The organism is Ferdinandcohnia sp. Marseille-Q9671, assembly GCF_976954385.1.
Window position 1 is genome coordinate 1293560 of record NZ_CDRJTA010000004.1, and the last position, 12022, is coordinate 1305581.

Here is a 12022-nt window from a genome sequence, read left to right on the forward strand (position 1 = left end):
ATCCTTTCTTTTACTCTTCTTCGTAGATGTCAGCAATATCTTCCCATTCTGTTTTTAATTCGATTCCTTGCTCTTCCGCTGCTTTCTTATTAATAACAAGCTGTAGGCTATCTGGAAGTTCAACTGGAATTTCGGATGCTTTTTTCTCACCTTTTAAAATTTGAGCAGCCATAAGTCCGGATTGGTATCCTAAATCGAAATAATCAAATCCACTAGCTGCAAATCCACCAGCTTTCATTGAATCAAGCTCTCCAACAAATAGTGGGATGTCCTTTTCATTTGCTACTGCAATAATGGAATCTAATGCTTGAACAGCCGTGTTGTCAGTTGGAATATAGATGGCATCTACACGCCCAACTAAGCTTTCCGCTGCTTGTTTCACTTCAGCAGTTGTTGAAACAGATACTTCAACTAATTCTGCACCGTCTGATTCAGCAAATTCTTTTACTTGTTCAACTTGAACCACAGAGTTTTGTTCACCAGAGTTGTAAATAACTCCTATCTTCTTCGCTCCCATTTCTTGCGTCATGAAGTTGATTGTTGTCTTTGTTGCATCTGGATGGTTGTCAGTTGTACCTGTAATGTTATCTCCTGGCTTATCAAAAGCTTCAACCAAACCAGCCCCTACTGGATCTGTAACAGATGTAAAAATAATTGGAATTTCGTTTGTTGCATTAAGTGCAGCCATTGCACTTGGAGTTGCATTTGCAAATATTAAATCCACTTTGTCACCAACAAAGCTTTGTGCGATTGTTGCTGTATTACTTTGCTCACCTTGTGCATTTTTAAAGTCAATTTTTAAATTCTCGCCATCTTTAAAACCTTCATCTTCTAATGCTTTCTTAAAGCCTTCAGTCGCAGCATCTAGTGATGTATGTGGTGCATATTGGGTAATTCCAACTACCACCTGGTCTTTCTCAGCACTGCCATTAGCACTCTTTGAAGTGTCATCTGCAGCATCAGTTCCGCATCCTGTTAGAGCAAGGAAGCCAGCTAACAATACTCCTAAAACCTTACTTGATCGTTTCATCGATATCCCCCCGGATTCTTTTTTATACTCTAGTAGTTTATTGTTTTACTAGAATAGCATTTACGCAATAACTTTATTGCATAAAAGCATAAAAGCGTTAATGCACGTCATTGGTTAATCGTAATATTATCATTCCTTACGCCTTCCGTCAATTGTTTTCTGAAGATTTTACACTTTCTGCTTAATAGCTTTTGTGCAAAAATAGATTAGAATGGAAAAGCAACATATTTTGCTATACATAGCAAATACTATAATGATAGCAGTGCCTTGATTTTTTATAGGATGAACGCCACCTCACGAGGACGATTAAAAATCATGTGTAAATACGTAAAGGCACATTTGATTGGAGTGTGTATATTTGAAGCAATCAGAGCAATGGTCATCAAAAATTAGTTTTATTTTAGCGGCAGCAGGTTCTGCAATCGGGTTAGGAGCCATTTGGAAGTTTCCTTACGTGGCAGGAACAAGTGGTGGCGGTATTTTCTTCGTTATCTTTCTACTCTTTACGCTTTTAATTGGATTGCCTCTTTTATTAGCCGAATTTGTGATTGGAAGATCCACACAAAAGAATGCGATACAGTCGTTCCAAGAATTAGCGCCGCATAGTGCTTGGCATTTGATCGGACGTTTAGGATTTGTAACGAATATCATCTTACTTTCCTTCTATAGTGTAGTAGGTGGTTGGATTTTAATCTATTTGGTGAGTGGAATCATTGGAAGACTTAACGGGTTGTCGGAAGTGGAATATGGTGAGTTTTTCGGAGTCACCATCGCAAATCCCATCCTTGTCGTGGTAGCACAATTTTTATTTATTTTACTAACGATTGTTGTCGTCGCAAGAGGGGTACAGGCAGGAATTGAGAAAGCAAGCAAATGGATGATGCCAGCATTATTTATATTGTTTGTTTTTATCATCGTTCGGTCAGTTATGCTTGAAGGCTCCTTAGAGGGAATTTTATTTATACTGAAACCCTCTCTTACATCACTAACATCTGAAACCATTCTTTTTGCGTTAGGGCAATCATTTTTCGCTTTAAGTGTCGGAGCATCCGTCATGATTACCTATAGCTCTTATCTACCGAAAAAAGAGAATCTTGTGCAGTCTGCCGTATCAATTGTACTATTAAATATTCTCGTGACACTTTTAGCCGGGTTGGCGATATTTCCAGCAGTCTTTGCATTTGGGTTGGAGCCTGATGCAGGACCTGTTTTACTTTTTAATGTATTACCAACTGTCTTTAGTAAGATGCCATTTGGAATCATTTTTTTACTAGCATTTTTACTTTTGTTTTTATTTGCTACTTTAACTTCCGCGTTTTCGATGCTTGAGTTACTTGTTGCTGTTCTATCAAAAGGAAATGAACAAAAACGGAAGCCCATTGCATGGGGAATTGGTTTATTTATCTTTTTACTTGGAGTTCCCTCTGCCCTATCGTTCGGGGTTTTAGCTGATGTAAGCTTATTTGGAAAATCAATTTTCGATTTTGCGGATTTTGTTGTGAGTAATATCCTATTGCCGATTGGTGCATTTTTTATTTCATTATTTGTATCTTTTAAATTTCCTAGAAAAGCTCTTTACGAGGAACTTCGCCAAGGAAGTAACTTAACGCTAGGATTATTTAAAGTTTGGTTTTTCTTGATTCGTTATGTGATTCCAGTAGTGATAGTTATCGTGTTCTTAGATAGTCTTGGGGTCATATAAAGAGGCTAGGAGAAAGGTTCAAGCAAAGAAAATTCCGAACTATTATTTGAAATTCTAAATTGAATTTCATATTAGTTCGGATTTTTTTCTTTGAAGTTTTCGCATACATTTTGGGTTTTACACTGTTGATCTGCGCTACAGTTGGACGCTTTCTTACCTGTAGTCAAGTGTTTTTTATAATTATTTTTCTGTCTGAGTGATATAAAGTGTTTAATCTTTTCAACAGGCTGTTGTTCTCCGTTCCGGCGCTCGCTTTCCGCGGGCATGGCTTGAGCCTCCTCGGTAGCGAAAATCGTGCTCCCTGCGGGGTCTCAAGGCTCATGCTATTCCCGCAGGAGTCGAGCGCCTGCACTCCAAGCAACAGGTGCGATTAAATTTATAGAAATGGGGATACCAAATAGACCTAGCGGATAATTGTTTTTTTCGCAAGGTCTTATGTGCTATAGTAGAGCTATCCTGTTAAGAAGCTTTGGCAGATTCATAATCATACAGGAGGTCATGTTGAATAAGGTGAAATGCGACTTTCAAGAACTTATTCACACATGCAATCATCGCAACCTTATGGGGTTTACCCTGGGGTTGCCTTTTTAATTGGTCGTAATAATGGACAATCGTATTTTTAGTTTTTGTCCGCAAAGAGATCATTGACATCACCATAAAATAAAGGATTTTCCTCAACCTTCGGTTACCACGTTTATTTATCCTATCCTGGTACTGGAGTTTACCCGATTGAAACCGTTGGATATCAATTCCTGCGTATGCATTGATCTGTTTGTGACTCTTAAAGCGGCGGATGTCGCCTAACTCGCCAATTAATCTAACTGCTGTGGATTCTCCAATTCCAGGAAATGACACGAGGACCTGGAATTCCACTCGTTCCTTCGATAAATCTACCATCTGTCTGATGATATCCTTTTTCTGATCAACCAGTTCTAAGATACGTTTTGCATATTGTTTTAGATGTTGGCAACGTACGTCCTCCGGACTGATAGCCGAGTAAGAATTTTCTGCAGCGGTGATTAGTAAGGCTGCTTTCTCCTCTGCTTTTTGATTAGATATATTTTTACGAGTTGCCTGTTTGATTTGGTTGCGTAAATCCTCTTTAGAAAGCATATGTAAGAATGCAGGGTGTGGATAGAGCTGCACGATATTTAAAAACAGGACTGAGCTCTTCACAAATACTTTCTCCATTAGCGGAAAGCTTAATTGTAGGAAAGCGTGTAGCCGGTTATAGTGATGCCTAATCTCTTTTTCTATATCTTCGTAGTAGCGTCCAAGTGCTCGTATTTGTTCAAAGTAGTCTTCTTGTACGTATGTTTCCTGCCGCTCTGATCTGAAATGGGATTTAGCCAGTTCATGGGCATCACTGATATCCGTCTTATGTCGCCGCATGGCTGCCATCTGTAGCTTGGCCTCCAATGGATTCAAGCGAACGTAAGGATAGTGATGTACCTGCAGGAAGTCCTCAAGCCCTTTTGAATAGACACCCGTAGCCTCGAAGACAATGTCAGGTACTTTGCCATCCTGTTTCCTAAGTGATTCGATACGACCTTTTAATGATTCGAATCCAGATATCGTGTGTTCTATTTCCCCTTCATATTGACAGCGTTGATAGCTGTCATAGATTACCATTGTACTTTTCCCCATACTTACGTCAAAAGCAATTACATGTTTCAAAATTCTTCCTCCTGTTTATATACCATAGAAGTTCTTCACAGCGCCTCATCGATTCCACTTTCTTATACACGATCTCGAAGACCCAACATACTAAACTGATTCTAATAAGGGTGTGAAGTGAGTCGGTTTCCTTATACGGATTCTAAGATCCCAGCGTCCGCACGACTTCACTTCACTTCTACTATATAAAAATAGTAGCACAAACCGTGGCCTTGGTCTGTACTACTAATGTTAGTATGTTTCCTCGGGCGTAACTTGAGCCTCCTCGTCGCTGCGCTCCTGTGGGGTCTCAAGTCTCACGCTTGTCCCGCAGGAGTCGCCGCCTTTCTCTTCAATCAACATAGTTTCCATTTATAAACAAATGCAGCAAACTTTTAAAAGAAGTATATTCTTTTTTGTGATTTTCACAACTTTAATGTTCGGCATTCATTAATTGAGATTTTCGTTATGTCCCGCCTCTTTTTCAATTAATGCTTTTCTTATTCTGTTTGATCGCTTTCTTCTAAAGAAGGTGAGTTTAGAATGACCCTAATTCTCATGATACGTTTTTCATCCATTTCTATCACACTAAATGTATGGTTTTCGTACTGAATCTCTGGATAGTCTTCGGCTGATGGTATATACCCTAATTGTCCGATAACAAATCCACTTAATGTGTCATATTCATCAGTTGGTAGTGTAATGTTTAAGACATCTTCCACATCGTGGAGGTTAATTGTGCCCACCATGGAATACGTATGTTCATCAAGTTGAAGAACTTCTTCATCGTCAATGGTATAATCATCATATTCATCAAAAATATTCCCAACAATTTCTTCTATTAGATCCTCTATTGTGACTATTCCATCTGTACCACCGTATTCATCAATTACGATAGCCATATGAAGATTATTTTTTTGCATTTCTTTAAATAATTCATTTGTATGCTTTGATTCTAGGACAAAATATGGATCACGCAAAAGCTCTTTTAAGTTAAATGTAGTTTCATCACAGTCTTCCGCAAATTTTATAAGTTCCTTGGAATGCAAAATGCCTACAATTTGATCAATGCTTTCATTGTAAACAGGGAAACGGGTATATTTTTCGATATTTACCAAATGAATGATTTCCTTAAGTGTATAATCAAGAGGTATCCCAACGATATTTGTTCGATGTGTCATAATGTCAGAGACGGTTTTATTATCGAACTCGAAAATATTGTTGATCATTATTTTTTCTGATTCCTGAATCGTTCCACGTTCTTTCCCTACATCAACCATCATCCGGATTTCTTCTTCTGTCACGTTCTCGTCTTCAGCGTTTGGATCTACCCCAAACAGTCGCACAATTCCATTTGTGGATAAGGTGAGAAACTTAACAAAGGGTAATGTCACTTTTGACAGTAATGTAATGGGTCTAGCAGCAAATAATGAAATTTGTTCTGCTTTTTGTAGGGCAAGTCTTTTGGGTACTAACTCCCCTATTACTAGAGTGAAATAGGATAAAATCAAGGTAATGACTATGACTGAGAGAGAATCAAGGACTGCAGGTGCAACTGGTACCCCTAAGTTAAGTAACCAGTTTGTTAAATAAGTAGCAAAACTACCTGCTGCAAATGCACTTGCTAAAAACCCAGCTAATGTGATACCAATTTGGATGGTTGCTAAAAATCCACTAGGATTTGAAAGGAGCCGTTGAAGCAGTAGGGCTTTTTTATCTCCACTTTCAGCCATCATCTTTATTTTATTGTCATTTAACGAAACCATCGCCATTTCAGAAGCTGCAAAAAATGAATTTAATAAAATTAAAAGAACAAGTATTAAGATTTCAGCAAGCATGTTCATAACCTCCAAAGTAAGAAACGCGGAAACAATCATTATTTTTATAAATTCCCCTTCTTCTTGGTTCATTATGCTTTTTACGCGAACATGATATCTGGTTTTTAAGTTTTACCTATTCTTTACAATATTTATATTGACATTCAGTCATACCGAAACTATACTTATCTTAAAGTTATTTATCTTGAATTTAAGATAAATGAAGACAAACTAATTTTAGGGGGATTTTAACATGACAAACACGAAATGGGCAGTAGATGCATCACACAGCAGTATTGATTTTTCAGTGAAACACATGATGATTGCAAAGGTAAAAGGTTCTTTCGAGAGCTTTGAGGCTTCGATTGAAGCAGACCCAGCAGACTTAACTACAGCAAATATTGAATTTAAAGTAGATCTTAACAGTGTAAATACAAAGAATGCAGACCGTGATAATCACTTACGTTCAGCTGACTTCTTTGATGTAGAAAATCATCCAACCATGACTTTCAAATCAAATTCAATCGTGAAAACAGACGATGGAGAGTATGCTGTAACAGGTGATCTAACACTTCATGGTGTTACAAAAACAGAAACATTTAAAGTCGTATTTGAAGGTCAAGGAAAAGATCCATGGGGCAATGAAAAAGCTGGATTCAGTGCATCTGGAAGTCTAAACCGTAGTGACTATGGTCTAGTATGGAACGCAGCACTTGAAACTGGTGGAGTACTTGTAGGAGATCAAGTGAAAATCTCGTTAGAAATCGAAGCTCAAAAAGCATAATAAACATCAAAAAAAGCAGGCCAACGCCTGCTTTCAGAGTATAGACAAAGTCAGCTGACTTTGTCTATACGATTTTTCACAGTACTTCTAAAAATAAATTACTTTCCCCAGACTGTCTTGAAAACACTTGTCAGACAAGGCGCGCAGTCGATCGAAGACGCGAATAGAAGTTACCTTCATGAGCGGACGAGAGAGGCAAGCAACGCAGTATGCGAGCGTTTGTCAACAGTCTAAAAGCAGGCCAACGCCTGCTTTTCTTAGTATTGATATAATAATGTAACGATTTTATCCTCGATTGGTTTTCCATATTCATCGTTCATAAGGTTATTTAACAGAATTGAAAAGATGATCTCCTCTCCACTCTTCGTTTCCATATATCCTGATAGCGAACTCACGGTTCGAATGGTTCCTGTTTTGGCCTTTACCTTCCCTGCCATTTCTGGTTGTTTCAGTCGATATCGTAATGAGCCTCCAATCATCCTTTCACTATTCCCTGCAACAGGTAATGCGTGAAGAAATGAAGGAAACCAACTCTGTTTTTGAACGGAAAAAAGGAGCTTTGATATATCATTCGCTGAAATAAGGTTTACGTGGGATATTCCTGATCCGTCTCTTATTACCATGCTACTTGGATCGACTCCTATTTTACTAAGCTCATTTTCTACCACTTGAATACCCTTTTCCCAACTACCCTCTCCCTGCTTTACCCGTCCCATTTCTTTAACCAGTGTTTCGCCATGGCCATTGTTACTAAGTTTCATAAAAGGAACGAGAAGTTCCCGCAGGGGAATCGATGTATCAGATGCAATCACTTTTGCAGTTTCAGGTGCCTTTGCAATGCCCTCTGCTCCAATCACATGGATATCCTGCTTTGCTAATGCTTGTTTAAATAAATCTAACGCATAGCCTGTTGGTTCCCAAACGGTAATCCATTCTTCAATAGGCTTTGCTTTTACCGGGATAGTCCCTTCTATTGTAATCACATTTTCGCCATGCTCACGAATGATAGTGATATCCTTCTTCTCTTTTTCTTGAACTGTTTTTGTGTTGTTGATGATTTTTACGTAATTATTGGTCGGGCTTACCGAAATGGATGCTTTATTTCCAGGTTTTCGTCCAGGTGACACCTCGACAATAATGGTTCCGGAGTCGTAATCCTTATTAGGCGATGCAGTTAATCCGGATACTGCAGCACCATAGTAATAGGTTTCATCACTCCACGTTAAATCGATGGAATAGCGTTCATCATCATACCACGAGTCATCTGCAATGACATTTCCGAATATGACGTCTACACCAGCGTTCTTAATTTTTTTCGCTAGCAGATCCATATCTGCCTGTAACAGGGTTGGATCCCCTTTTCCTTTCAGATAGAGATTACCCTCTAATCGTTTTCCGACAAGTTTTCCGTCAGTTAAGACTTCCGTTGAAAATTGATAATCTTCTCCTAGTGATGACAAGGCAGTGGCTGCAGTTAAGAGCTTCAGATTTGATGCAGGTCGAAGCCGAATATTCCCTGCATGTTCGTAGAGGATTTCTCCTGATTTGGCTGATCGAATACTAATACCAGCAATTGCCCCTTTGAGGTTGGGCTCATTTATAACAAGTTGGTTCAGTTGCTGGAACACTTGCTTTTGATTACTGTTTGCGGTTACTTTACCTTGCTGCGGGTGAAGTGTGGGTATCGTAGCAAGTAGGATCAGTAGGACAAGACATAGTTGGATTTTTCTAGATTTGTTAATAGGTCTCCCCCCTTACACACTAGTACATATGTACAAGTATGGAATCTTTACCATATTTTATACAAAAGTCGGGGGATTATGATGCCTTAAAACGAAAAAGGAGATACACATTCAGTTACGAATGGTATCTCCCTTGTATTACTTATAAAAATACGAAATAAATAACAGCTGCTAACACGATACGATAGATTGCAAACGGTAAAAGTTTGATTTTGTCAATCAGACGTAGGAAGAATCGAATCGAAATCAGAGCAAATACGAAAGCACTAATGAAACCTACAATAAATACGGGAAGTGCATCCATTGAGAAATACTCTAGATTTTTCAGAAGTGATATTCCACTAGCACCTGCCATAATTGGAACAGCCATAATAAATGTGAAATCTGCTGCCGCTCTGTGACTTAATCCAGTTAGTACACCACCAGAGATGGTAGCCCCTGATCGTGAAAACCCTGGCCAAAGCGATAAACACTGAATCAAACCTACTGTTAATGCTTGCTTGTACGTAATTTGGTCAACTGTTTGCGTATTTGGGTTTTTTGCGCTGTAACGATCAGCAAAAATCATTAAAATAGCTCCAATAACTAGACCAATTAAAACTGTTTCGGTTGTAAACAGATATTCATCAATTGTATCTTCAAACAATACTCCAAGAATCCCTGCAGGAAGTAAACCTACAATGATGTGTGTTAATTTTAAATGACTTGCTCCGACAGGAACAATCTTATTTTTTCGATTCAGACCAAGTAAGTCAATAAAACGGTCCTTAAAGACAACAATAACTGCTAGGATTGAACCAAGCTGGATTACTACTTTAAATGTGTTTGCTGGGTACTTCCCTAGAAATTCCTCGGTTTTTAACCACATATCATCCACGATAATCATGTGTCCAGTTGAGGATACTGGTGCGAACTCAGTAAGTCCCTCAACTAATCCTAATATAATCGCTTTTAGTAATTCAATAATATCCATTAGTCGTAAAGTACTCCTTTATCTTTTATCTAGTTTTAGATCGTCTCTTTGTAAAAAATATAACCAAAAATCCAATTCCCGCTAGTGCAATAAGCGCATAGGTAATGTTTGAATAAACGTCCATGTAATGAACAATTACGTCCCATGATTCTCCAAATGCAGCACCTAATGAAACAAGTATCACATTCCAAATTAAAGTACCAAGCGTTGTAAATAGAATAAACATCCAAAAATTCATATTGGACATCCCCGCAGGTATGGAGATTAAGCTTCGAATCAATGGAATCATACGACAGAAAAATACTGTCCAATACCCATATTTATCAAACCATGCGTCTGCCTTGTGGATATCCTCTTTTGTTACTCGTAAAATACGACCCCAACGGTCAACAATTTTTTCTAGACGTTCAACATCAAGCAATCGACCAATTCCGTAAAGAATGATGGCACCTACAACAGAACCAAGTGTTGCAGCAATGATGACTCCTGTTACTGTCATAGTTGTCTTAATCGTCATAAATCCACCTGCTGTTAAAATAACTTCAGATGGAATGGGTGGGAATATATTTTCCAGTGCTATTAATAGAAAAATTCCCAGGTACCCAAATTGGTCCATAAATTCCGTTATCCAATTTTCCATTTTTACCTCCAAATAAGATGCTTCTATGCAATTTTACATAAAGGCTCACTGATAGATAGCATTCTTATTGTAATCTATGTTTGTCCTTGTTTAAAGTATGCATGTAAAAATTTTTAAGATTAATGAAGCTCTAAAACGACCGGACAATGATCGCTTCCGTATATATGTGAATGGATGTGTGAATCCTTTAATCGCTCCTTAAGTTGCTCAGAAACGATAAAATAGTCTATACGCCACCCAATGTTCCTTTCGCGAACATTTCGCATGTAGCTCCACCATGAATATTGATCAGTCCTATCAGGATAAAAATGTCGAAACGAATCAATGAATCCAGAGTTAAGTAAATCTGTCATCTTTCCTCGTTCCTCATCAGTGAAACCAGAGTTTCCTCTGTTTGATTTGGCATTCTTTAGATCTAGGTCAGAGTGAGCCACATTTAAATCTCCACAAAGCACGGTAGGTTTTATCTTATTTAATTCAATAAGATAGTCTCGAATCCGGTCTTCCCAGTTCAAGCGGAAGCCTAATCTTGCTAAATCCCTTTGCGAATTCGGTGTGTAAACATTGATTAAATAAAAATCATCATACTCTAATGTAAGAATGCGTCCTTCTGATTCTTCTGTATCGTCTCCGACACCATATGAAACAGAGAGTGGCTTTTTCTTAGTGAAAACAGCCGTACCTGAATATCCTTTTTTTATCGCATAATTCCAATACTGATGATAACCCTCAAGGTCTAATTCTATTTGACCTTCTTGTAGCTTAGTTTCTTGTACACAGAAAATATCTGCATCCATTTCGTGAAAATAATCGAGAAATCCTTTTTTTACACAAGCTCGTAAACCATTTACATTCCATGAAACAAGTTTCATAACTTTATAGCTTCCCCTCTATGTTACTCCTCATATATCATTTTTCTTGTCATGCCACCATCTACCACTAAATTAATTCCTGTTACAAAATTATTTTTTGGGTCTGTAAGGTAAAGACAGGCATTTGCAATATCAGCTGGTTTCCCTACACGTTTTGAAAAATGCTGCTCATGGTCAATCTCACGGAGTTCATCATAGTTCCCAGTTTCGATCCACCCTGGTGAAATAGCATTCACTGTTATATGTTCAGTTGCAAATGAGGCTGAAAGTGCATGGGTAATGGCCACAATGCCACCTTTTGTTGCTGCATAGCCTTCAGAATGTGGTTCAGACATGATCGCTCTTGTTGAAGCAATATTTACAATTGCGCCACCATTTTTATTTTCCTTCATATATCTAGCCGCTTCTCTTGAACAAAGGAAAACACTTCGTAGATTCGTATTGATGATGTCGTCCCATTCCTCAACTGTTACATCAAACGGTGATTTAAATAGGCCTTTACCAGCGTTGTTTACTAAAATATCAATTTTACCATATGTTTGAACGGTTTGGTTCATTAATTCGACAATATCCTGGTCATTTTTTACATCTGTTTTGATAAAAATGGCGTCCATACCTAAATCTAGAAGCTCACTTACTACCTTTTCTCCTGCTTTTACATCAATATCTGCTGCAACTACCTTTGCTCCTGTTTCTGCATAAGCCTTCGCAATACCCTTACCAATTCCATTTGCGGCCCCAGTTATGATTACTACTTGAGATTGAAAACTCATTCTATTCACCAACCTATTTTAGAATTTAAAAAG

Annotated in this window: 10 protein-coding genes; 2 read left to right on the forward strand and 8 right to left on the reverse strand. The window is 38.1% G+C overall.

Annotated features, from left to right (window positions below; translation table 11 throughout):
- Window positions 1-10 precede the first annotated feature (10 nt).
- The gene (locus ACWNMY_RS21605; protein ID WP_449540309.1) at window positions 11-1030 is read right to left on the reverse strand and encodes an ABC transporter substrate-binding protein; all 1020 of its coding nucleotides are present in this window, start codon (window positions 1028-1030) and stop codon (window positions 11-13) included.
- Between the two features lie 358 nt (window positions 1031-1388).
- On the opposite strand from ACWNMY_RS21605, the gene ACWNMY_RS21610 reads away from it, so the two are divergent.
- Window positions 1389-2732 carry a sodium-dependent transporter gene (locus ACWNMY_RS21610; RefSeq protein ID WP_449540310.1) on the forward strand — a complete coding sequence of 448 codons (1344 nt, stop codon included), beginning with the start codon at window positions 1389-1391 and terminating at the stop codon, window positions 2730-2732.
- 459 nt (window positions 2733-3191) lie between these two features.
- Here ACWNMY_RS21610 and ACWNMY_RS21615 read toward each other — a convergent pair whose 3' ends face one another.
- Together ACWNMY_RS21615 and ACWNMY_RS21620 are read right to left on the reverse strand one after the other, a co-directional pair.
- The gene (locus tag ACWNMY_RS21615) at window positions 3192-4409 is read right to left on the reverse strand and encodes an IS110 family transposase (RefSeq protein ID WP_449540311.1); all 1218 of its coding nucleotides are present in this window, start codon (window positions 4407-4409) and stop codon (window positions 3192-3194) included.
- Between the two features lie 479 nt (window positions 4410-4888).
- Window positions 4889-6226, reverse strand: coding sequence for a hemolysin family protein (locus ACWNMY_RS21620; protein WP_449540312.1), 1338 nt, complete (start codon window positions 6224-6226; stop codon window positions 4889-4891).
- Window positions 6227-6458: 232 nt separating this feature from the next.
- On the opposite strand from ACWNMY_RS21620, the gene ACWNMY_RS21625 reads away from it, so the two are divergent.
- Window positions 6459-6989 (forward strand): YceI family protein, encoded by a 531-nt coding sequence (locus ACWNMY_RS21625; protein WP_449540313.1) that lies wholly within the window; start codon window positions 6459-6461, stop codon window positions 6987-6989.
- 257 nt (window positions 6990-7246) lie between these two features.
- On the opposite strand, the gene dacB is transcribed toward ACWNMY_RS21625, so the two are convergent.
- The 5 genes from dacB to ACWNMY_RS21650 form a co-directional block, all read right to left on the reverse strand.
- Window positions 7247-8731 (reverse strand): D-alanyl-D-alanine carboxypeptidase/D-alanyl-D-alanine endopeptidase, encoded by a 1485-nt coding sequence (dacB, locus tag ACWNMY_RS21630; protein ID WP_449540506.1) that lies wholly within the window; start codon window positions 8729-8731, stop codon window positions 7247-7249.
- A 142-nt stretch (window positions 8732-8873) separates the two neighbouring features.
- The gene (locus tag ACWNMY_RS21635) at window positions 8874-9704 is read right to left on the reverse strand and encodes an undecaprenyl-diphosphate phosphatase (protein WP_449540314.1); all 831 of its coding nucleotides are present in this window, start codon (window positions 9702-9704) and stop codon (window positions 8874-8876) included.
- 25 nt (window positions 9705-9729) lie between these two features.
- Window positions 9730-10344, reverse strand: a complete 615-nt coding sequence (locus ACWNMY_RS21640; protein ID WP_449540315.1) for a DedA family protein — start codon at window positions 10342-10344, stop codon at window positions 9730-9732.
- Window positions 10345-10463: 119 nt separating this feature from the next.
- Complete coding sequence (locus ACWNMY_RS21645) at window positions 10464-11216, reverse strand: exodeoxyribonuclease III (RefSeq protein ID WP_449540316.1); 753 nt, start codon at window positions 11214-11216, stop codon at window positions 10464-10466.
- 23 nt (window positions 11217-11239) lie between these two features.
- Entirely contained in the window at window positions 11240-11989 is a 750-nt protein-coding gene (locus ACWNMY_RS21650) for a glucose 1-dehydrogenase (RefSeq protein WP_449540317.1), read from the reverse strand.
- Window positions 11990-12022: the final 33 nt, after the last annotated feature.

Coding starts and splice junctions, on each gene's coding strand:
- ACWNMY_RS21605 (WP_449540309.1), bottom strand. CDS start 1,030: ATGAAACGATCAAGTAAGGTTTTAGGAGTATTGTTAGCTGGCTTCCTT.
- ACWNMY_RS21620 (WP_449540312.1), bottom strand. CDS start 6,226: ATGCTTGCTGAAATCTTAATACTTGTTCTTTTAATTTTATTAAATTCA.
- ACWNMY_RS21625 (WP_449540313.1), top strand. CDS start 6,459: ATGACAAACACGAAATGGGCAGTAGATGCATCACACAGCAGTATTGAT.
- ACWNMY_RS21635 (WP_449540314.1), bottom strand. CDS start 9,704: ATGGATATTATTGAATTACTAAAAGCGATTATATTAGGATTAGTTGAG.
- ACWNMY_RS21640 (WP_449540315.1), bottom strand. CDS start 10,344: ATGGAAAATTGGATAACGGAATTTATGGACCAATTTGGGTACCTGGGA.
- ACWNMY_RS21645 (WP_449540316.1), bottom strand. CDS start 11,216: ATGAAACTTGTTTCATGGAATGTAAATGGTTTACGAGCTTGTGTAAAA.
- ACWNMY_RS21650 (WP_449540317.1), bottom strand. CDS start 11,989: ATGAGTTTTCAATCTCAAGTAGTAATCATAACTGGGGCCGCAAATGGA.